The organism is Bacteroides gallinaceum (assembly GCF_030373775.1).
Classification (GTDB): domain Bacteria; phylum Bacteroidota; class Bacteroidia; order Bacteroidales; family Bacteroidaceae; genus Phocaeicola; species Phocaeicola excrementipullorum.
Genome location: NZ_JAUDEN010000019.1, coordinates 40820 through 63854 on the forward strand (window position 1 = coordinate 40820; position 23035 = coordinate 63854).

Here is a 23035-nt window from a genome sequence, read left to right on the forward strand (position 1 = left end):
ATGATACAGATTGAAAAGACAGCAGACGGAAGCAACACACTGTTCGTCCCGGAACTTGACGAACACTATCATTCCATAAAAGGCGCACTTACAGAATCGGATCACATTTTTATAAAAATGGGGCTGGAACATTGCCGGAAACAGGAAGTCAAACTTCTGGAAGTCGGATTCGGCACCGGACTAAACGCTTTTCTGACGCTTCTGAAAGCAGAAGAAACGCATAAACATATATATTACACAACCATCGAACGGTATCCGCTGGATAAAACGACCGCAAGCTCTCTCCACTATCCGGAAACGATAGCTCCTGATCAAGCAGGCACATTCTACAAACTGCACGAAGCCGAATGGGGTTCTCCACAACGTATAACACCATACTTCACCTTGCTGAAGATAAAAGGAGATTTCACGCAACACCTATTTGACGAATGCTATGATTTAATTTATTTTGACGCATTCGCCCCTGAGAAGCAGCCTGAAATGTGGAATCAGAAACTTTTTGATTACCTTTACAGCAAAATGAATCCGGAAGGCATCCTCACTACCTATTGCGCCAAAGGAACTGTACGCCGGATGCTGCAATCAGCAGGATTAACAGTAGAACGGCTTCCAGAGCCCCCGGGAGGAAAACGTGAAATACTAAGAGCAACAAAACTCAACTCAAAAACGAAATAACCATGTCAGAACTTGCACCACTCATTTCAGACTTAGGGACCATCCTGATTGTAGCGGGATGTGTCACAATTCTGTTCAAATGGCTCAAACAGCCTGTCATCCTCGGCTATATAGTGGCCGGATTCATTACAGGGCCGTCCGTCAGCTTCCTGCCCAACGTAACAGATACCGCCAACATCAAGATCTGGGCAGATATAGGCGTTATCTTCCTCCTTTTTGCCATGGGACTGGAATTTTCATTCCGGAAACTGCTGAATGTAGGATTAAGCGCCGTTATCGCCACACTCACCATTGTGGCAGGAATGATGTTTTTGGGCTACACGGCAGGAAACGCAATGGGATTCACCCACATCACCAGCCTCTTTCTTGGAGGCATGCTCTCCATGTCGTCCACAGCCATCGTTTTCAAGGCATTCAACGACATGAACCTTCTGCAACAGAAGTTCACAGGCATCGTGCTTGGCATACTGGTCGTAGAAGATCTGGTGGGAGTTGTCATGCTGGTTGTATTGTCTACACTCGCTGCCAGTCAGCATTTTGAAGGAACAGCCCTGTTGGGCAGCTTGTTCAAGCTGATAGGCTTCCTTATCTTCTGGTCTGCACTGGGCATCTACCTGCTCCCTACTTTCATGAAAAAAATACGCCAATACATCAGCGACGAGATTCTGCTGATTGTTTCACTCGGCCTCTGCCTTCTGATGGTAAGAATAGCAGTAGGGGCCGGATTTTCGTCGGCACTGGGAGCATTTGTCATGGGTTCACTCCTCGCTGAAACGATAGAAAGCGAAAAGATCAGCCGGGTTGTACAGCCTGTTAAAGACCTGTTCGCTGCAATCTTCTTCGTTTCAGTAGGCATGATGATTGATCCGCATGTTATTGCAGAATACATTATCCCCATCATCATTCTGACTTTGCTGGTACTGGCCGGACAGACATTCTTCGGGACAATCGGCATCCTGCTTTCCGGACAATCGCTGAAGGTAGCCGTACAGTCCGGATTCTCCTTGACTCAAGTAGGCGAATTCTCATTCATTATCGCCTCACTCGGTGTAAGTCTGAAAGTCACCGACAGCAACCTGTATCCGATTATTGTCGCCGTTTCTGTCATAACGACTTTCTTCACTCCCTACATGATCAGACTTTCAGGACCGGCATACAATCTGCTAGAAAAACATATTCCGCAGGGATTAGACCAGCTGCTGGCCAAATATGCGGCCGGAACCATGTCCGACCGCCACCAGAACGACTGGAACAAGCTGCTGAAAAGTATGTTTATCGGCGTGACTGTCTACCTGACAATTTGTATCGTATTCATTGCTCTGTTCTTCTCGCAGATCTATCCGTTTATCCAGGAAAGGTTGCCGGGAATATATGGAACTGCCTTAGGTACAGCCATTATATTTTCAGTAGTGTCGCCACTGCTATGGGCTATCATCACCAAAAAGAACCACTCTCCCGAGTTCCAGAAACTATGGAATGACAACCGCTTCAACCGGGGAGCGCTGGTATCACTGATACTGGTCAAGGTGCTGTTTTGTATTGCAATCCTGATGAGCCTCGTAGTACGGCTGTTCAATGTTGCCTCCGGAGCCGCCCTAATCGTTGCCGCAGCCATTGTCATCAGCTTCTACTTCTCAAAACGCCTTCGCAAGCAGTCGCTGATGATTGAAGAACGGTTCAACCAGAATTTTATGGGACAAGAAGATACCCAAGAAAAGATGAATCAGACAAAGTCTTTATTCGACGGGGCCGACCAGCTTGCCAACTTACACACAGCAGATTTCACCGTTTCTCCTGATTCGTGCAGTGCTGGAAGCATGCTGAAAAAAATAGCTCCGCGCACCCGATTCCGGATAAACATCATTTCCATCACCCGGGGAGAAAATCAGATCGACCTCCCGGAAGGAAATGAAAGCATTTATCCATACGATAAAATAACTGCTGTCGGCACCGATGAGGATCTGAAAAGATTCGGCCAGGAACTGGACACCAGAAGGGAAACGGGAAAAAATCCCGACAAACGCCTGCCGATGGGTATCCGCAACATTTGTCTTGAAACGACCTCAAAACTGAACAACAAACGGCTAAGCGACATCAAGACCAAAGCTTTCATCGTCCTCGGTCTGGAACGCGACAAGCAAATCACAATGAATCCCGGACCCGACACCCTTTTCCAGGCCGGTGACATCATTTGGATTGTTGGAAAGAAAGGAGCAGAACAGGAAATTATCTGACAATGCCGTATAAAAGGCGTGAATACATGACTTTATATGAACGTCCATGTATCCACGCCTTCAGAAATACTTTCTCCCACCGACCCTCCATAAGCAAACCAACAGAAAATCCGGCCCGACGAGGATACAGTCAGCTAACCTTCTTGCCCGAACGGACATCTGGCAAAAACACGGCAATGACACCGAAAAGAGGCAGCCATGTACTTACCCGAAATATATACTCAATGCTGGTAAGATCAGCCAGCCAACCGAAAAATGCGGAGCCGATACCTCCTAAGCCGAACATAAGGCCGAAAAAGATGCCTGCAATCATGCCCACCTTATCAGGCATCAGATCGGTTGCATATACTACAATAGCCGCAAAGGCGGAAGCGATGATGAGTCCGGACATGACAGACATCACAATGGTCCACCCCAGATTAAGATAAGGCAGCGCCAACGTAAAAGGAGCAGCACCCAATATAGAGAACAAGATGACATACTTGCGCCCATAGCGGTCACCGATAAAGCCGCCAAGTAGCGTGCCTATAGCAAAAGCGGCCAGATAGGCAAACAGGCAATATTGTGACTGCTGCACGCTGATGCCAAACTTGTCGATCAGATAAAAGGTAAAATAACTCGTCATGCAGGCGTTGAAGAAATACTTTGAAAATATCATCAATACCAGAATCCATAGCGCCATGCGTACCGTTCTTTTAGGCAAAGCGCACATCGCCTTCTGCCTGAGGCAACGGGTCTTTATCTCTGCCAGCATCATGCTGTACCAGTTTCCCACACGGGCAAGCAGCAGTGAAGCCAACAAAGCCGCAAGAGCAAACCACCCCACAGCGTGCTGGCCGTAGGGTATAACAATCAAAGCCGTCAGCAACGGACCAACAGCACTTCCTCCGTTGCCTCCAACCTGAAATATTGACTGCGCCAGACTCTTTCTCCCACCCGACGCCATCTGCGCCACACGCGATGCTTCCGGATGGAACACAGCCGTACCGCAGCCTATCAGCGCGACAGACAGCAGTATAAGCAGAAAACTGGGAGCAAAGGCCAGCGACACGAGTCCCACAAGCGTGAATCCCATTCCCAAAGACAAAGAATAAGGCTGGGGATGGCGGTCGGCATATTGCCCCACAAACGGCTGCAACACCGACGAGGTGATCTGAAACACCAACGTTATTACACCTATCTGGGCGAAAGTGAATCCGAACTTATCTTTCAGCAAGGGATAAAGGGCGGGAATAACCGACTGAATCATATCATTCAACAGATGGCAAAGGCCTATTGTAAACAAAATCGCATAGGCAGTTCCTTCCGCCACATGCTGGCTTCCTTTCAGTTTGTCCGTTATCTTATATCCCATTACAACCTCCTGCTTCTATCTATGAATTGCCAAATCAATCCGGCCGCAAATATACAGTTTTTTCAGCCGCGGAGAAAAGGCAAAAAGAACAATCTTCATGACACACATGCAGAAACGCGTCAGAATTTCCGGAAAACGGGCGCAAAAGATATGTGCACAAAAAAACAATCCTTATCTCCAGTCTGAAGACAGAGATATCCAAGCTGGAGATATGTATCTTTAGCCTGAAGATTTATATCTCCAGCCTGGAGATAAAGAAAACGTCAAGTCATCCGCCTGTTTTCGCAAAGTTTTTGTAGCTTTGCAGACATCACATAAAACAAGAACTTGCATGAGAAAATACAAAAGCCTGGCACTGCTTCTTTTTATGATATGGTCGCTTGCGGCCTGCACAACGAACAAAGGAAACGGAAACGGCCCAACCATCACCGTGAGCATTGAACCGCTGCGTTACTTTACAGAAGCTATCGCAGGAGAAAAATACCGCGTAATAAGCATGGTTCCCGAAGGAAGCAATCCGGAAACATACGACCCGACCCCACAACAGATGGTACAGTTCGCAAAAAGCAAGGCTTACTTCTGCATAGGCAGAATCGGTTTCGAGCGGGCCTGGATTGAAAAGCTGAAAAGCAATGCTCCCGATATGCCTTTCTACGACATGTCGGAAGGCATAATGCCAATCAACGAATATGCTCACAAAGATCAGCACGAACTTGCCCATGCCGACCCACACATCTGGAACTCCCCGGCGAATGCCCGGCTGATAGCCGCCAACATATGCAGAGCACTCTGCAAGATAGACACCACCAACACGGTTTACTACGAAAACCGGAAGGACAGCCTGATGGAAGTCATTGGCGGCACGGAACGGAAAATCACGGAAAAAATGGAGGAAGCGGACTCAGCGTTCCTCATCTACCACCCGTCACTGACCTATTTTGCCCGGGACTACGGACTCACGCAAATCTGCATCGAAACCGAAGGGAAAGAACCGTCGCCGGCTTATCTGCAACAACTGATCCGAACCTGCAAGGAAAAGCAGGTACGCACCGTTTTTATCCAAAAAGAATTCGACCGGCGCAATGCAGAACTGATTGCAAAAGAACTCGGACTGAGGCTGGTGGAAATCAACCCGCTCAGCTACCGCTGGAATGAAGAAATGCTGCGCATTGCCGAAACATTGAACAGAAACCCATCAAACGCTTCCGAGAATGGACCGACAGCCACTGATTAAACTCTCCCGAATATCCGGCGGGTACGAAGGCAAAATCGTACTCCGGAATGTGAACCTCGAAATCTATCCGAATGACTTTTTAGGAATCATCGGGCCTAACGGAGGCGGAAAAACGACACTGATCAAAATGATACTGGGGCTGCTGAAACCCGCATCAGGCGACATAGCATACAGCCTGCAGGGGAAAAGGACAAACGAAATCAGCATAGGCTATCTGCCTCAATACAACACCATCGACAAGAAATTTCCCATTTCCGTCTACGAAGTGGTTCTGTCGGGACTCAACAAACAAAAGTCACTGTTCCGCCCGTTTACAACGGAACAGCACGCACAGGTGCAACGAACCATTGCCCGCATGGGGCTGCAAGGACTGGAGAAACGCGCCATCGGACAATTGAGCGGAGGACAGATGCAACGTGCACTGCTGGGACGCGCTTTAGTATCCAACCCGCAGGCCATCATACTGGACGAACCCGACACCTATATCGACAAACAGTTCGCCCAAAAACTTTACGCCCTGCTGGAGGAAATCAACCGCGAATGCGCCATCATCCTCGTAAGCCACGACATCGCCACCGTGCTGCATCATGCCAAAAGCATCGCTTTCGTGAACGGAACTCTCCACTACCACCCCGACACCCAAGTCTCACAGGAGTGGCTGGAAGAACATTTAACGAGTGTTTGAGAAGATTCATAGTAAATGCGGTGTGCTCATTGACAAATGTTTGCTATCTTTGCCCCCATTGAATACTAAAGAGAAACTGAATAATTCATGAAACACTACGACAAGATTAACAACGCGGTGGGCTGGCTTGTGTTTGCCGTTGCAGCGTTTACTTACTGCATGACCATCGAACCTACCGCAAGTTTCTGGGATTGCCCTGAATTCATCACTACAGGTTACAAACTGGAAGTCGGACATCCTCCCGGCGCACCGTTCTTCATGCTTACGGCCAATCTTTTCAGCCAGTTTGCAAGCGACCCCTCGCAAGTGGCAAAGATGGTGAACATCATGAGCGCACTGATGAGCGCAGCCTGCATCCTGTTTCTGTTCTGGAGCATCACATGCCTTGCAAAAAAACTGGTATGTCCGAAAGATGAAGATCTTACTTCCGGGAAACTGATCGCCATCATGGCATCAGGCGTAGTGGGAGCCTTAGCCTATACATGGAGCGACACATTCTGGTTCAGTGCCGTAGAAGGTGAGGTTTATGCCTATTCAAGCCTGTTCACAGCACTTGTCTTTTGGCTCATCCTGAAATGGGAGAACCGGGCAGACGAACCCCACAGCGACCGCTGGCTGATTCTTATCGCTTACCTGACCGGATTGTCGGTGGGCGTACACCTGCTGAACCTGTTGTGCATCCCTGCCATCACCTTGGTATACTATTACAAGAAGAATCCTCACGCCAATCTGAAAGGCAGTCTGCTGGCGCTGATAGGATCGATGGTGCTGGTAGCTGTTGTATTGTATGGAATCGTGCCGGGTATCGTGAAAATCGGGGGCTGGTTCGAACTGCTGTTTGTCAACGATTTCGGCTGCCCGTTCAATACAGGCGTAATCGTCTATATGATAATTCTGGCGGCAAGCATCATCTGGGGCGTATACGAAAGCTACACAGTGAAGAGCCGCAAACGCATGAACATCTCATTTCTGACCACCGTGGGACTGCTGGGTATCCCCTTCTACGGACACGGATGGAGCAGCGTGCTGATTGGCATCATCGTGCTTGCCGTTCTTGCAATCTATCTCTTCGCTAACCTCGGAGAGAAATACCGCGTAAGCGCACGCACACTGAATACCACCCTGCTGGCCATGATGATGATTGTGGTAGGCTACTCTTCGTATGCGGTTATTGTGATCCGTTCATCAGCAAACACCCCGATGGACCAGAACTCTCCGGAAGACATCTTTACGCTGGGAGAATATCTGGGACGCGAACAATACGGCACACGCCCGCTGTTCTACGGACAGACATACGCTTCAAAGCCCGCCTTGAAAGTGGTTGACAACGGCTGCGTTTACGACGTGGAAGAAGGAGCGCCTGTTTATCAGCGCAAGGAGAAAGAAAGTCCGGACGAAAAAGACAGTTACGAAATCGTACGGCACAAAACTGAGTACAAATACGCACAGAACATGATATTCCCGCGCATGTACAGTGATGCGCATGCCGCAGCTTACGAAAGCTGGCTGGGAGGGGTAGAAGGGCGGCAAGTTCCCTACGACCAGTGTGGTGAAACCGTTATGGTAAAAGTTCCCACGCAATGGGACAACATCAAGTTCTTCTTCATCTATCAGCTCAACTACATGTACTGGCGCTACTTCATGTGGAACTTCGCAGGACGCCAGAACGATATCCAAGGGCAGGGAGAAATCGAGCACGGAAATTGGATCACGGGAATTCCGTTCATTGACAATGCCCTGGTAGGCGACCAGACCCTGCTGCCGAGTGACCTGAAGAACAACAAGGGACACAACGTATTCTACTGTCTGCCGCTCATTCTCGGCATCATCGGACTGTTCTGGCAGGCATATAAAGGAGAGAAAGGCATCCAGCAGTTCTGGATCGTATTCTTCCTCTTTTTCATGACAGGCCTTGCCATTGTTCTGTACCTGAACCAGACACCGCAACAGCCGCGTGAACGTGACTATGCTTACGCCGCTTCATTCTATGCGTTTACCATCTGGATTGGCCTGGGAGTAGCGGCCATCACCGAATGGCTGAACAAAAAGAAGATAAAGGAAAGCACAGCCGCTGTCATTGCATCGGTAGTGTGTATATTGGTTCCCATCCAGATGGTCAGCCAGACATGGGACGATCACGACCGAAGCGGGCGATACACTTGCCGCGACTTCGGACAGAACTACCTCAGCAGCGTTCAGGACGAAGGCAATCCGATTATCTTCACCAACGGCGACAACGACACATTCCCGCTGTGGTATAATCAGGAAACGGAAGGATTCCGCACAGATGTACGTGTATGCAACCTGAGCTACCTGCAAACCGACTGGTATATCGACCAGATGCGCCGACCGGCATACGACTCGCCTTCTGTACCTATCAATTGGGAGCGCATCGACTACGTTTCAGGACACAACGAGGCTGTATATGTACGCCCGGAAGTGATGAAAACAATCGATGATTTCTACAAGCAGAACCCGGAAGAGGCCAAGAAAGAGTTCGGAGAGAATCCCTACGAGCTGAAGAACATTCTCGAACATTGGGTACGCTCGCCGAAAGCTGACCTGCAGATGATTCCGACAGACAGCATCGTCATCAAGCTGGACAAGGAGGCTATCAAACGTTCGGGCATGATGGTTCCGGATTCTATTCCAGACTACATGAACATCTCGCTCAAAGGAAAGCACCTGCTCTACAAGAGCGAACTGATGATGCTGGAGATGCTGGCGAACACCAATTGGGAACGCCCGCTCTATATGGCCATCACGGTAGGATCGGAAAACCAGCTCAACCTGACAAACAACTTCCTGCAGGAAGGACTGGCTTATCGCATCACCCCGTTCACACACGAACAGTTGGGAGCGCGCATCGATTCGGACAAGATGTATGACAACCTGATGCACAAATTCAAGTTCGGCGGAATAGACAACCCGGACATCTATCTCGATGAAACCGTACTGAGAATGTGCGATACTCACCGCCGCATGTTCGTGCAACTGGCAAGCCAGCTTATCAAAGAAGGCAAGAAAGACAAAGCCCGCGAAGTACTGGACTACTGCGAAAAGGTCATTCCGAGCACAACGGTACGCCATGACTACATCTACAGCAGTTCAAAGGAAATGGCTGATGACTACATCACTCTCGGTGCTTACGACAAAGCTGAAACTATTTTGGAAGCATTAGCTAAGGATGCCACAGAATATGCTTCATGGTATCTGAGTCTGGACGATGCCCGTTTTGCAAACTCGTATGAAAGCTGTATGCGCTATTTCTATATTCTGGATGATGTTTGCAAGAGCATGAACAAAATACAGGAGCCGGGAACAAACGAAACTTCAACGCACGGCAAGCACTACCGACAAACATTTGAACAGCTATACAAACAACTGGAAAGCCGTGTGGGAAGCGCTCAATAAAAAGATATGTAGATTTTAAAGAACGAAGACACAAAGCCACAGATGGATTCCTTGGAATCCAAACACAGAGGGTTTTGTGTCTTCGCCACTTTGTGCACGAATATACCTTTCAACAAACAGAAAAACATGCTGATCGAACAACCGCCGAAAATACTGCGTCTGCTTTATCCCCGTGCTCTTTGGCGCATGGACAAGAAAGAAAAAGCTGTCTACCTGACTTTTGACGACGGACCAATACCGGAAATAACACCATGGGTTCTTGACTTGCTTGACAAGTATCAGATAAAGGCTACTTTTTTCATGGTGGGAGATAATGTGCGCAAACATCCGGAGGAATTCAAGATGGTTGTCGAACGAGGCCACCGCATAGGCAACCATACATTCAACCACATCAGAGGATTCGAATACTTAAGCCGGAACTACCTGCACAACACGGACAAGGCAAACGAATACCTGCACACGAATCTGTTCCGCCCTCCGCACGGTCACATGCGATGGGCGCAATACTATGTATTGAAGAAAAAATATCAAATAGTCATGTGGGATCTGGTAACACGCGACTACAGCAAACGGCTCAACGGCCAGCAAGTGTTTGAGAACGTCAAACGTTATGTGCGCAACGGCTCCATCATCACCTTCCATGATTCGCTGAAATCCGAGAAGAACATGAAATATGCTCTTCCACGCTCTATCGAATGGCTGCTTGAACAGGGGTATGCGTTCAAGGTGTTCGAATAACAGCCGCCAATAACCGCGATTAACGAATCCTCCTGTTCAATTGATTGTCAGCCTTCTCCGGACGTGATTTCCCTATTCGCTTCCCGCAGCTCTTTTTTCTTTTCTGCTTTGCCTTATAAGCAAAAGGATTTTTCTTGTTTATAGTCTTAGCTTTTCTCATATTCAATACAAAATTAAGTTTTTATTCTGAAAACAAACAATGATAGCAAATAATCATTACATTTGCCAACAAACAGAATGATATTGTCATGACACTAACCAAACACACCGATACGCTGACCAAAGCTGTCAGCGAACTTTCCGACAGCAAATCTTACCAAGGGCTTTTCCACCAGCACAAAGACGGCGAACCGCTCCCTTCCGGCAAAGAACTCCGCCGGATTGTTGAACTGGCACGTGCCATCCTTTTCCCCGGCTATTTCGGGAATTCCACCATCCACAGCCAGACTATCAACTACCATATTGGAGTAAATGTAGAAGAACTGTTCTACCTGCTGACAGAACAAATACAAGCCGGGCTCTGCTTCGGAAAAGAGAATCATGAAGCGATAGAAAATACGCCCTGCCGTGAAACGGCGGCGGCACTGGCGTCACAGTTCATAAGCCGGCTACCTGAAATACGCCGCATACTTGCCACAGACGTTGAAGCTGCCTATTACGGAGATCCGGCCGCAACCTGTTTCGGTGAAATCATTTGCTGTTATCCGGTTATCCGGGCGGTCACAAACTATCGGATCGCCCATGAACTTTATCGCCTGAATATCCCTCTGATTCCAAGAATCATTACTGAAATGGCACATTCTGAAACAGGAATAGACATTCATCCGGGAGCACAGATCGGTGATCACTTCACTATCGACCACGGCACAGGCGTTGTCATCGGGGCAACCTGCATCATCGGGAACAATGTCAAACTTTATCAGGGTGTTACGCTGGGAGCAAAAAGTTTCCCGCTTGACGAACAGGGCAATCCGATCAAAGGTATCCCACGCCATCCCATTCTGGAGGACAATGTCATCGTTTATTCAAACGCCACAATCCTTGGACGCATAACTATTGGAAAAGGTGCAACCATAGGAGGCAACATTTGGGTCACGGAAAGCGTACCGGCAGGAGCACGCATCGTCCAGAAAAAGTGACATTCTTATCTATAAAAACATTTCTTGAATAAATAGCGCACAGGATACCATACCGAAAGGAAGCCCACTGCAACAACGGTCACAAAAATCAATACGATATCTTCCCAATGGACGCTTACCGGATACGCGTCAACGATAAAGCTTCCGGAACTTCCCAATGAGATCAAGCCGAACCGTTGTTGCAGCCAGCAGAGAAGCACCCCCAGTACAATTCCGGACACTGCCCCGATAAACGTAATCATGCGCCCTTCAAAAAGGAAGATGCGGAGAATCTGCCTTTCATCGGCACCCAGATTGCGCAGCGTTGCCGCATCGTCACGTTTGTCTATAATCAGCATCGAAAGCGAACCGATAACATTGAAACAGGCTATCATCAGAATAAAAGTAAGGAACAAATAGGAAATCAGCTTCTCGATTTCCATTATACGGAAAGTATCTGCCTGCTGTTCATAACGGTCAAGCACACGGAAATCATTCCCCAACACATTCTCTATCTTGCGCTTTACGGCATCCACGTCCGTTCCAGCAATCAGTTTAAGATTGACGGCACTTACTTCATCTGTATATTGAAACAGTTTCCGGGCAAACTGCAATGAAGTGATAATATAAGAGCCGTCATACTTTTCCTGATTGACGGCAAATACAAGCCCCGACGAAAACAAATTGCCGGAATTGAAAGAAGCGGCAGGATTAGCCATGTTCACTTTCGCTCCGCGCTTGGGCGCATAAATCTCAAGCGGATCAAGGAAGCGGACTCCCGTACCCAACGAAGCCAGCAACTGCACCCCGGGAATGGCATAGTCAACCACTTCATCATGCAGCAAAAGCTCTCCCCGCCCAAAAAGGATTGTGTCAATGGGTGTCAGTTCATCAAAATTATCCTCCATTCCCTTCACTACCGCCATCGCCTGCTTTCCCTGATACTGCACCAGTGCATTGTCCTCAACAGACTCACACATCAAGGCCACTTCAGGAATATTTTTCAGCAACTGAATCCGCTTGTCCTTCCCGTCAAAAACTTTGCCTGAAGCTGGAACAATCTTCAATTGCGGATCAAAAGCCGTAAAAAACGTAGATACCAGATCCTGAAATCCATTGAAAACGGACAACGTGCAGACAAGAGCCAGCGTAGCCAAAGCAACCCCACAAACCGAAATGGCCGAAATCACGTTAATCGCATTGTGCGACTTCTTGGAGAACAGGTATCTGCGTGCGATATAGAAGGGAAAATTCATGACTATTTCTTCAGCAGTTCGTCAATACGCGCTGCATAATCCAATGAATCATCGACAAAGAATTTCAGTTCCGGAATGATACGCAACTGAAAACGCACACGCTGTCCCAGCTCATAACGTATCGTTTTCACATTCGCATTGATGTTCTTCACAATTTCTTCACTCCGTTCTGAAGGGAAAACGCTCAAATAAGCCTTTGCATAACTTAAGTCCGGACTTATACGCACGACACTGACCGAAACCAGCACCCCGTGCATTGCTTTGGTCTGCAACAAGAACATATCGCTCAACTCCTTCTGTATCAGGCGGGCTATCTTATTTTGTCTGGTTGTTTCCATAAATATTATTTTTTTCGTATAATGGTCAGCCCGTCGCGTAAAGGAAGAATAACCTTCTCCACCCTCGAATCGGCTGCCACCAAATCATTAAATCTTTTAATTCCAATGGTCTGTGCATCTGCATGACGTGTAGTTTCTTCCAGAACATGCCCATCCCATAAAGTATTATCTGCGATAATATATCCGCCGGGATTCATTTTCTGCAGAATCATTTCATAATATTCCACATAAAACCGCTTGTTTCCGTCCACAAATGCCAAATCAAACACCACATCCATTTTCGGCACCATTTCCAACGCATCCCCGATATAAAACCTGATTTTATCAGCATAGGGGGAATTCTCAAGCCACGGACGGGTAAAATCTTCCTGCTCGTCGTTTATCTCAAAAGTATGAAGCACGGCTCCTTCTTCAAGCCCTTCTGCAAGACAAAGAGCCGAATATCCGCTGTATGTGCCAATCTCAAGCACCTGCTTCGGGCGGATCATACGCACAAACATTTTCAACATTCTCCCCTGAAGATGCCCCGAAGCCATACGGGGACGCAGAAGCTTGACATGCGTCGCCCGATATAACTTCTCAAGATATTCACCTTCAGGATCGATATGCTGAAGAATGTATTCATCAAGAGCCTCAGTTTCTTTCATTTCCGGCAATTAAAGATAACGGTTGCGGTTAGGCAATACATAATCGTCCGCATCGTCCAATACATCTCCCACCTGATTGATCTCAAGGAATGATGTATGAGTACCTTTCTTTCCGCCGCTCAGATAAGCCACCATCTCGTTTTTTGACAAGACGCCGTCGTCGAGCAGTTTGCGCAATGCAGTAAAGTAATACTCCTGACCGTTGGCTTTTTCAGGCATATAAATGGCTTCAACGCCGTATGAAAGAGCCAGATGGCGCATGGTCTTCTCTTTATAGCAGATAGCCAAAACCGGATATTTTCCACGGAATGCTGCAAGATTACGGGCCGTCAATCCGCTGAAGCTGTCTGTTATAATGGCACGGATAGGCATCAGACTTGTAGCACGCACAGCTTGTTTTGCCAGAAAACTTGTTACGTCTGTATTTTCCGGTGTCAGAGGTATAGGAATGTCATTCTCTTCCATTTTATCCTTCTCTGCCTGTGCTGCAATCTTAGCCATGGTTCTCACTGCTTCAACAGGATATTTCCCATAAGCTGTTTCCCCGCTCAACATAAGCGCGTCAGTGCGGTAATAGATCGCATTGGCGATATCTGTCACTTCTGCACGGGTCGGACGCGGATTGTTAATCATGGTGTGCAGCATTTGCGTAGCGACAATCACAGGCTTGCGAGCAAGAATACATTTTTTAATCAGCACACGCTGAATGCCGGGAATCCGTTCCTGCGGCACCTCAATACCCAAATCACCACGCGCAACCATAACGCCGTCGGCAACCTCCAATATTTCATCAATATTATCCACCCCTTCCTGGTTTTCAATCTTGGCGATAATCTTGATGTCACTGTCATGCGCATCCAGAATCTCACGAATGTCAAGTACATCCTGACGATTGCGCACAAATGAATGAGCGATGAAATCTATGTCTTTTTCAATAGCGTAAAGGATGTTATTGCGGTCTTTTTCTGTCAAGGAAGGAAGATTGATACGCACGCCGGGGACATTCACACTTTTACGGCTTCCCAATGTCGCATCATTACGCACCTCACAAAACAGCGTATTGTCTTTCTTATCCATTACTTCCAGCTCAAGCTCTCCGTCATCAATCAGGACATGAGCACCAACCGACAGGTCGTTTACAAAACCCGAATAAGTCACCGCAATACATTCACGGGTGGTTTCTTGGTTCGGATTACCAACGATGCAGACCTTGTCGCCTGTTTTGAAATCAATGGTACCGTCAGCAATGGGAGTTGTGCGCACCTCAGGACCTTTCGTATCCATCAGAATACCGATGCGGTTAGAAACTGTCCGCACATTGTTGATCAGCTTCTCAAAGCCCTCACGGCTGGCATGAGCCGTATTCATACGCACCACATTCATACCTGCTTCAAACAGGTCTCTGATGAAATCTACTTCACAACGCAAGTCCGAAATGGACGCAACGATTTTTGTTTGTTTGAGCATCATAACGATCTTATCTAAAACTGTTAGTTATTTCTTCATATTCAGCAAGGCTTCTACGGCAAGACGGTAGGAGTCAAGCCCAAAACCACAAATCACCCCTACACAAGCACACGAAATCATTGATTTATGACGGAACTCTTCCCGCTTGTGAACATTGGATATATGCACTTCGATGACCGGAGCAGCTATAGAACGAATTGCATCCTGCAAAGCGATAGAAGTATGAGTGTATGCGCCCGCATTAAGCACAATGCCGTCGCTGTCGAATCCTGTTTCCTGAATTCTGTCAATCATCCTTCCCTCTACATTCGACTGGAAATATTCAAATACGACCGACGGATATCGTTTCTTCAGATCTTCCAAGCAACTTTCAAACGTTTCCGCGCCATAAATAGAAGGTTCTCGCTTACCAAGCAAATTGATATTCGGACCATTGATAATTTGTATTTTCATATAAGCCTACTTCCTGAATATTTTATACATTTGTAGAAAATATGGGACAAAGATACGAAAAAGAAATGACAACAGCCATAACAGCCGATAAAAACAAAATAATAATAAGGTATAAACAATACTTAAAGCTTGAAAAATCCCTGTCAGACAATACGGTTGAAGCTTACCTGACTGACCTGGACAAACTTTTGTCGTACCTGACAATCGAAGGTATAGACTTTAGGGAAGCAACGCTCGATAATCTGGAAAACTTCTCGGCAGGGCTGAATGACATCGGCATCCACGCACGCTCGCAGGCACGCATATTGTCCGGCATCCGCTCGTTCTATCATTTCCTCGTCATGGAAGACTACATCGAACAGGACCCCACCGAACTGCTTGAATCGCCGCAGACAGGAAAACATCTGCCGGATGTGATGACCCTGGAAGAAATCGACGCACTGATAAGAAGCATCGACCGGACTACGCGCGAAGGACAGCGCAACCGCGCCATTCTGGAAACGTTGTACAGTTGCGGACTCAGAGTCAGCGAACTCTGTAACCTGAAAATATCCGACCTCTACCTGGACGAAGGATTCATCAAAGTGGAAGGAAAAGGCAACAAGCAGCGGCTCGTACCAATCTCGCCCCGAGCCATCAACGAACTGAACAATTATTTCCCGGACCGGAATGCCGGACTTATAAAACCGGGATACGAAGACTACGTATTCATAAGCCGCTTCGGAAAAAACATTTCACGCATAATGGTTTTTCATATAATCAAGGAGCTGGCCGCACAGACTGGCATACAAAAAACGGTCAGCCCGCACACTTTCAGACACTCGTTTGCGACACATCTGCTCGAAGGAGGAGCCAACCTAAGAGCCATCCAGTGCATGCTGGGACACGAAAGCATAGGCACCACAGAGATATACACCCATATCGACCGAAACAGGCTGAGAGAAGAAATAATTACACACCACCCCAGAAATCTACTCAAAAAGTGACAGAATGTGCAGCCTTTAATCTTTTTTAAATATTTGTTCAAAAAAAAAGGCGAAAAGATTAACGCTTATGGGAGTTTTTCTTATCTTTGCCCCAAATAATCAAGCAAAACGACTAGATTATTCATTATAACAAACTAAATATTTAAAGTCATGATTAAAAAGTTGTATTTGCCACTCGTGGCATTGATTGTCCTGGCTCTCTCTTCATGTAAGAAGATGGGAGAATTATCTCCGGACTATTTCACCACTGACCCTGAAGTTTTGGAGGCAGTAGCAGGTAAAGTCCCTGTAACTATTACAGGCAAATTCCCGGAAAAATACTTCAAGAAAAACGCCATCGTTGAAGTTACTCCGGTTTTGAGATGGGATGGCGGAGAAGCTAAAGGTCAGCCCGCAACATTCCAAGGAGAAAAAGTAGAGGGCAACGACCAAACTATCAGCTACAAGGCTGGAGGTACTTATACAATGAAAGCCGTGTTCGACTATGTTCCCGAAATGGCTAAATCTGAATTGTATCTGGACTTCAAGGTAACTTACAAGAAGAAACAATACACTATTCCTTCCGTAAAGATTGCTGACGGTGTAATCGCAACATCTGAACTTCCGACTGTAAACTCTGCTAATGCAGCTTATTCTGCAGATGCTTACGAACGCATCATCAAGCAGGCTAAGCAGGCTCAGATCATGTTCCTCATCCAGCAGGCAAATATCCGCGCAAGCGAATTGAAGTCAGACAGCCTGAAGGCATTCAACAAGCAGGTTGTAAACGTAGCCAACGATACGAAGAACTACAAGCTGAACAACATTGAAATTTCAGCATACGCTTCTCCTGACGGTGGTTTTGAACTGAACGACAAGCTGGCTGCAAACCGTCAGAACAACACTGAAAAGTATATCAACAAAGAACTGAAGAAAGGAGAAATCGAAACTCAGGTCGACACCAAATATACTGCTCAGGACTGGGAAGGATTCCAGGAACTCGTTTCTAAGTCAAACATTCAGGACAAAGATCTGATCCTTCGTGTTCTTTCAATGTATTCTGATCCGGAACAGCGTGAAACTGAAATCAAGAACATTTCTTCAGTTTACAAGACTTTGGCTGACGAAATTCTGCCGCAGCTGCGCCGTGCACGCTTGACTGTAAACTACGATGTAATTGGACGCAGCGATGAAGAAATCAACGCAACATTCGATTCTCATCCGGATTCATTAAAGGTTGACGAACTGCTTTATGCCGCAACTCTGACCAACGACAACGCACGCAAGGAAGCTATCTACAAGAAAACAGTAGAACTGTATCCGAACGACTATCGCGCTTACAACGATCTGGGTATGCTGGCTTACGCTGCCGGTGACCGCGAAGCTGCAGAAAACTACTTCAAGCAGGCTGCACGCAAAAACGCAAATGCTCCTGAAGTGAACACCAACTTGGGACTTTGCGCATTAGCAAAAGGAAATGTTGCTGAGGCTGAAACTTACCTGAGCAAATCAAGCGGTGCCGACACTGCTAACGAAGCTCTTGGTAACCTGTACATCAAACAAGGACAGTATGACCGTGCTGTAGAAGCATTCGGCGACACCAAATCCAACTCTGCTGCTTTGGCTCAGATTCTGGCAAAGGACTACAACAAGGCTAAATCTACTTTGACTGCTGTTAAGAATCCTGACGCTTACACCAACTACCTGATGGCAATCGTAGGAGCAAGAACCAACAATGCAGACCTTGTTAAGAGCAGCATGAACAAAGTTAAACAGCAAGACGCTACTTTAGCAGCTAAAGCTGTTAACGACCGCGAATTTGCAAAATACGCCAATGAAATTCAATAATTGAATTCAGAATCAAAATCAAAAGCCGGAGGAAAATTCCTCCGGCTTTTCTATTATAGAGATGCCATTTTCACTGCCAGAAGAAGATTTTCCAGCGAAACAATACCCAATTACAATTATATTATGTATTTTCGCAACAAACATTATATGGCATGAAAAGATATTCTTTACCGGCAATAACCTTCTGTCTGATATTTTTTCTGACAGCATGCAGCAAAAAATCAGGTTTTGAACTGAAAGGCGAACTGAACAGCCTCTCTTCTGACATGATTCTAGCAATATATGATGACCCAAAATCAAAAACGGATACGATATATCCCAAAGACGGAAAATTCACTTACAGCGTCCCCGCCGATACACTCAGCATATTCCGGCTGGTGAACGACTCCGGCAAATCCATACCCGTATTTGCCAATAAAGGATGGCAAGTGACCTTGAAAGGAAACTTCGACACTTTCACAATAGAAGGAGAGGGACCCAACAAGGAACTGCAAGAATTCCGGGCGCAGATTGCGAATAGGACAAGCCAAACAGAAATACAGCAGGCAGCAGAAGCATTTGTCAAATCACACCCCCAGTCACTCGTTTCCGCTTATCTGATAAACCAATATTTCGTACAGATACCCCATCCGGATGAAGCAAAAATAAAATCACTGACCGAACCGCTCAGCGGAAATGTAAAAGATTGCCGGATTTTAAGCGTAGCACTGAAATCGCTGACAGACAACAGCAAACAAAGGAATAGGAACAAAGAATACGTGAATTACTTTTCAGCCAAAGCAAGAAGCGGGAAATACATCTCATGGAACAGTTCCAAAGACCAGTATATATTGATCAACTTCTGGGCGTCATGGGACAAAAAAAGCAAAGCAGCAAGCGACTCACTCTATGCAACGGCAAAAGAATTCAAAAACAAAGAATTGAAAGTTCTGAACATATCGCTCGATTATGACAAGGATCAATGGGAAAAGTCATGCAAGGAGGATACAGAACAATGGATAGAAATTTGCGACAGAAGAGGATGGGGAAATCAAATCATAGAACAAATGAACATACAAGAGATTCCGGCAAACATCCTTGTCAACTCAAGTCGGAAAGTGCTGGCAACAGACCTGTATGGCGATGATCTGCGAAACAAGATCAAAGAACTTACAAAGGACAAGAAAAAATAGAAACCTAAAAAACTGACCTTAAATGCTAATCAAATTATTCGGTGCCGCCGTCCAGGGGATCGACGCCACCATTGTCACCATCGAAGTAAACACTTCGCGCGGAATCAAGTTTTTTCTCGTCGGACTGCCCGATTCTGCCGTAAAAGAAAGTCATGAACGAATCGTATCCGCCATACAAGTAAACGGATACAAGTTTCCGACATGCCAGATTGTGGTAAACATGGCACCTGCCGACATCAAGAAAGAAGGCTCGTCATATGACCTCCCGCTGGCTGTCGGCATCCTGGCAGCCACAGGAATGGTTGCTGCCGACAAACTGGCGAAATACCTGATCATCGGAGAACTGGGGCTTGACGGAAGCCTGCAGCCGATAAAAGGCGCGTTGCCCATTGCCATCGCCGCACGCCAACAGGGATTTGAAGGATTCATCCTGCCGAAACAAAACGCACGTGAAGCAGCAGTTGTAAACAATCTGGCTGTATACGGCGCAGAAAATATCGCTGAGGTAATCAACTTCTTCAATGGGACGCACGAACTGAAACCAACAGTTGTAAACACACGTGAAGAGTTCTACCAGCACCAGTCCACATTCCAATATGACTTTTCTGACGTCAAAGGACAAGAAAACGTGAAGCGTGCCCTTGAGGTTGCCGCTGCCGGAGGGCACAATATCATTCTGATAGGTGCGCCAGGAAGCGGCAAGTCCATGATGGCCAAGCGTTTGCCCGGAATACTCCCGCCTCTCTCATTAGGAGAAAGCCTGGAAACGACAAAGATTCATTCCGTAGCAGGGAAATTAGGCAAGAATGTATCACTGATTGCCACACGCCCCTTCAGAAGTCCCCATCACACCATATCCCAGGTAGCCATGGTAGGCGGAGGAAGCAACCCGCAACCCGGCGAGATAAGTCTGGCACACAATGGAGTGCTATTCCTCGACGAACTCCCGGAGTTCAACCGAAGCGTACTGGAAGTGCTCAGACAACCGCTTGAGGACAGACATATCACTATTTCCAGAGCAAAATACACGCTCGACTATCCGGCCAATTTCCAGCTCGTAGCTTCAATGAACCCTTGCCCATGCGGCTATTACAACCATCCCACACGCCACTGCGTATGTTCACCGGGGCAGGTGCAACGTTATCTGAACAGGATTTCAGGGCCCTTGCTAGACCGCATCGACATACAAGTAGAAATCGTCCCTGTACCTTTTGAGAAAATGGCTGAAAGAGAATCGGGAGAAAGCAGCGCAGAGATAAGGAAACGCGTCATCCAGGCAAGAAAAGTGCAATCGGAACGGTTTGCTGATACCCCCGGCATATACAGCAATGCACAGATGACGCCGGCTCTTCTGCACAAATACGCCTGCCCCGATGAGCGGGGCCTTAACCTGCTGCGGAATGCAATGGAGCGTCTGAACCTTTCAGCACGCGCATACGACCGCATTCTGAAAGTATCGCGGACCATAGCAGACCTGGAGTTATCCGAAAGCATACAGCCGCACCACCTTGCCGAAGCAATCAGTTACCGCAGCCTTGACCGCGCAAACTGGGCAGGATAAGAAACAGAACCAACGGCTGCATAAAAAGGAAAAAAACATATTTTTCCATCAGATCCATGAAAAGACAAGACTTCGCGCAAGAAATCTGCATCTCCAGCCTAGAGATACAAATCTCCAGGCTAAAGACATATATCTCCAACTTGAAGATATATATCCTTAGCCTGAAGACGAACTTTCTTGCGGGAAGCCTCAGCTTTATTCTTCCCCTAATACCTGAAATAAGACAACGGTTCCCGTATCGGGGAACGCATTGAACGCACGCTCTTTAAAACGAAACGAATGTCGTTATCGAGCGTGGAGAAAGCATTCCGTCAAAGGTGTCTACGGGAGCAAGGTCCTCGCCTTCTGCATCCGACGTACGATACAGCTTCCATCCGGATATACTTTTATCCGGCACCTGAAAGTCAAAGTTCCTGCTTTCTGACGAATAGTTTATGGCAACAACAACATACCCCCCATCGGCATTCCGATAAGCGGAAACCATAACTCCTGTCAAGTCGGTTTCTCCTTCCGGCACATTACGGCCGTTCCCGTCGCAAGCCATAACCGCAAGCCTTACAGCTCCCGGACGGATAAAGCGGCTGAAATTTCCCAAAGCCCACAACAGTTTTGAATCCGCCACATATCCGTCATCCGCCTCAGGCTGGGGATAAGCCCTCAATAGCCCGTCTTTATAGTCGCCTCCTACAGATCGCCACCATTGCCATGCAGAGGCATTTGCATATACCAGATCACAATGAATAATACGCGCCACATAAAGTGCGGTCTTCATGGAGAAGTCGAAGCCGTGCCCCCCGCCGATTTCCTCATCATTCGACATGATACAGGTTTCGGTTTGCCAGAACCTCAAGCCGAACTTATCCAATGAATTGCGCAGCTGCACACGGAAACCGCGCAAGTTATCAAGCGGCGTATTTGTCCAGTAGCTATGTCCTGCCATCAGGCGAGGAACATTGGGAAGATTTCCAATATACGTATCGGCACTGTCAGGCGCGAAAAAGCTGCTGATAGAGTAGCCTCTCTCCCATCCGCTCATATAGTCGCCCAACATGCAGCGGTAATCGGATGATTCGTTTACCAGCAATTTCGTGCTTATCCCTCTCCGCTGAAACTCCTTGCTTGTTTCGCGCACCACACGGGCTATCTCACGATTGGTGGCAGGTGTCCCCTCCTGCTTTGGTCCTATCCAGTTCCAATGCCCGTCAGGTTCATTGACAACACACAAATAATCAAAAGCGATACCGTCGTGCTTCTTCACTCCTTCCACTGCATCAGCCAGGAAACAAGCATAATCATCATAACAGTTTTCCTTCAGATTCAACGTTCCGCCCCGGCCCGTATTGGTTGCAAGCCCGTTTTGGGTAAAATAGACCGGTGGAGAGTTTAAAAAAGCCAGAAACTGGTCCACTCCCCTTTCTTTTGCCAGACGGAGAAAATTGCGCTGCCCCTGCTGCTTGTTCCAATCGTATGAGCCGTCCGGAGCAAGAAAACATTCTGTCCGCGTCCCATAATTGATCTGGCTGCTGTCACCCTGCTCCACACTTCCCGCGCCGAGATTAAACCGCCACAGGCTCAGTCCAATGCCTTTCGGCTTGCCTTGTTCATCCATCTCACAACTGAACAGCCAGTCAGCCGCCTGCTTCTGCTGCTCTTCAGACCATTTTCCCAAGAAACGCATGCTCCACGCGTCAGACGCACCAAAGTTGTCAATCGTCTGACAGACACTGTCGGGGCTAACCGTAAAATGAAGCGGAACTTGTTTTTCGGCGAAGGCCTCAACAGCTAAAGATGCCACAATTGCAAATGATATAAGAATATTCACATTCATAGTTCGCATGAATTCAAACCTTAAGCTTATTATAAATGAAAATTGTAT

General features: G+C 47.2%; 18 protein-coding genes. 11 read left to right on the forward strand and 7 right to left on the reverse strand.

Annotated features, from left to right (window positions below):
- Nucleotides 1-3: 3 nt before the first annotated feature.
- Complete coding sequence (gene mnmC2 / locus QUW60_RS11080; RefSeq protein ID WP_289560532.1) at nt 4-675, forward strand: tRNA (5-methylaminomethyl-2-thiouridine)(34)-methyltransferase MnmC2; 672 nt, start codon at nt 4-6, stop codon at nt 673-675.
- 2 nt (nt 676-677) lie between these two features.
- Entirely contained in the window at nt 678-2909 is a 2232-nt protein-coding gene (locus QUW60_RS11085) for a monovalent cation:proton antiporter family protein (RefSeq protein WP_258337336.1), read from the forward strand.
- A 130-nt stretch (nt 2910-3039) separates the two neighbouring features.
- On the opposite strand, the gene QUW60_RS11090 is transcribed toward QUW60_RS11085, so the two are convergent.
- Nucleotides 3040-4263: an MFS transporter gene (locus tag QUW60_RS11090; protein ID WP_258337335.1), complete on the reverse strand. Its 1224-nt coding sequence runs from the start codon at nt 4261-4263 to the stop codon at nt 3040-3042.
- Nucleotides 4264-4594: 331 nt separating this feature from the next.
- Here QUW60_RS11090 and QUW60_RS11095 point away from each other — a divergent pair, with 331 nt between their 5' ends.
- The 5 genes from QUW60_RS11095 (at nt 4595) to QUW60_RS11115 (ending at nt 11473) form a co-directional block, all read left to right on the forward strand.
- Entirely contained in the window at nt 4595-5497 is a 903-nt protein-coding gene (locus QUW60_RS11095) for a metal ABC transporter solute-binding protein, Zn/Mn family (protein WP_289560508.1), read from the forward strand.
- Nucleotides 5475-6182 carry a metal ABC transporter ATP-binding protein gene (locus QUW60_RS11100; RefSeq protein ID WP_258337333.1) on the forward strand — a complete coding sequence of 236 codons (708 nt, stop codon included), beginning with the start codon at nt 5475-5477 and terminating at the stop codon, nt 6180-6182. The genes QUW60_RS11095 and QUW60_RS11100 overlap by 23 nt, the downstream gene beginning before the upstream one ends.
- An 87-nt stretch (nt 6183-6269) precedes the next feature.
- On the forward strand, nt 6270-9596 hold the full coding sequence (locus tag QUW60_RS11105; protein WP_289560510.1) for a glycosyltransferase family 117 protein: 3327 nt from the start codon (nt 6270-6272) through the stop codon (nt 9594-9596).
- Between the two features lie 126 nt (nt 9597-9722).
- Nucleotides 9723-10334 (forward strand): polysaccharide deacetylase family protein, encoded by a 612-nt coding sequence (locus QUW60_RS11110; RefSeq protein ID WP_289560512.1) that lies wholly within the window; start codon nt 9723-9725, stop codon nt 10332-10334.
- Between the two features lie 248 nt (nt 10335-10582).
- The gene (locus QUW60_RS11115) at nt 10583-11473 is read left to right on the forward strand and encodes a serine O-acetyltransferase (protein WP_258337330.1); all 891 of its coding nucleotides are present in this window, start codon (nt 10583-10585) and stop codon (nt 11471-11473) included.
- Between the two features lie 5 nt (nt 11474-11478).
- Here the strand turns inward: QUW60_RS11115 and QUW60_RS11120 are convergent, their stop codons facing one another.
- The 5 genes from QUW60_RS11120 to aroQ are packed head-to-tail and all read right to left on the reverse strand — an operon-like array spanning nt 11479 to nt 15613.
- Nucleotides 11479-12708, reverse strand: coding sequence for an FtsX-like permease family protein (locus QUW60_RS11120; RefSeq protein WP_289560514.1), 1230 nt, complete (start codon nt 12706-12708; stop codon nt 11479-11481).
- A 2-nt stretch (nt 12709-12710) separates the two neighbouring features.
- Nucleotides 12711-13046 (reverse strand): 30S ribosome-binding factor RbfA, encoded by a 336-nt coding sequence (gene rbfA / locus QUW60_RS11125; protein ID WP_258337328.1) that lies wholly within the window; start codon nt 13044-13046, stop codon nt 12711-12713.
- 5 nt (nt 13047-13051) lie between these two features.
- Nucleotides 13052-13693, reverse strand: coding sequence for an O-methyltransferase (locus QUW60_RS11130; RefSeq protein WP_258337327.1), 642 nt, complete (start codon nt 13691-13693; stop codon nt 13052-13054).
- Nucleotides 13694-13702: 9 nt separating this feature from the next.
- Nucleotides 13703-15163 carry a pyruvate kinase gene (gene pyk, locus QUW60_RS11135; RefSeq protein WP_258337326.1) on the reverse strand — a complete coding sequence of 487 codons (1461 nt, stop codon included), beginning with the start codon at nt 15161-15163 and terminating at the stop codon, nt 13703-13705.
- A gap of 24 nt (nt 15164-15187) precedes the next feature.
- Nucleotides 15188-15613: a type II 3-dehydroquinate dehydratase gene (aroQ, locus tag QUW60_RS11140; protein WP_258337325.1), complete on the reverse strand. Its 426-nt coding sequence runs from the start codon at nt 15611-15613 to the stop codon at nt 15188-15190.
- Nucleotides 15614-15678: 65 nt separating this feature from the next.
- Here aroQ and xerD point away from each other — a divergent pair, with 65 nt between their 5' ends.
- The 4 genes from xerD (at nt 15679) to QUW60_RS11160 (ending at nt 21159) form a co-directional block, all read left to right on the forward strand.
- The gene (gene xerD, locus QUW60_RS11145) at nt 15679-16599 is read left to right on the forward strand and encodes a site-specific tyrosine recombinase XerD (RefSeq protein WP_258337324.1); all 921 of its coding nucleotides are present in this window, start codon (nt 15679-15681) and stop codon (nt 16597-16599) included.
- A 150-nt stretch (nt 16600-16749) separates the two neighbouring features.
- On the forward strand, nt 16750-18426 hold the full coding sequence (locus QUW60_RS11150; protein ID WP_289560518.1) for a tetratricopeptide repeat protein: 1677 nt from the start codon (nt 16750-16752) through the stop codon (nt 18424-18426).
- A gap of 152 nt (nt 18427-18578) precedes the next feature.
- Nucleotides 18579-19598 carry a thioredoxin-like domain-containing protein gene (locus QUW60_RS11155; protein ID WP_258337322.1) on the forward strand — a complete coding sequence of 340 codons (1020 nt, stop codon included), beginning with the start codon at nt 18579-18581 and terminating at the stop codon, nt 19596-19598.
- A 22-nt stretch (nt 19599-19620) separates the two neighbouring features.
- Entirely contained in the window at nt 19621-21159 is a 1539-nt protein-coding gene (locus QUW60_RS11160; RefSeq protein WP_258337321.1) for a YifB family Mg chelatase-like AAA ATPase, read from the forward strand.
- A gap of 265 nt (nt 21160-21424) precedes the next feature.
- On the opposite strand, the gene QUW60_RS11165 is transcribed toward QUW60_RS11160, so the two are convergent.
- Nucleotides 21425-22987: a glycoside hydrolase gene (locus tag QUW60_RS11165; protein WP_289560523.1), complete on the reverse strand. Its 1563-nt coding sequence runs from the start codon at nt 22985-22987 to the stop codon at nt 21425-21427.
- Between the last annotated feature and the right edge of the window lie 48 nt (nt 22988-23035).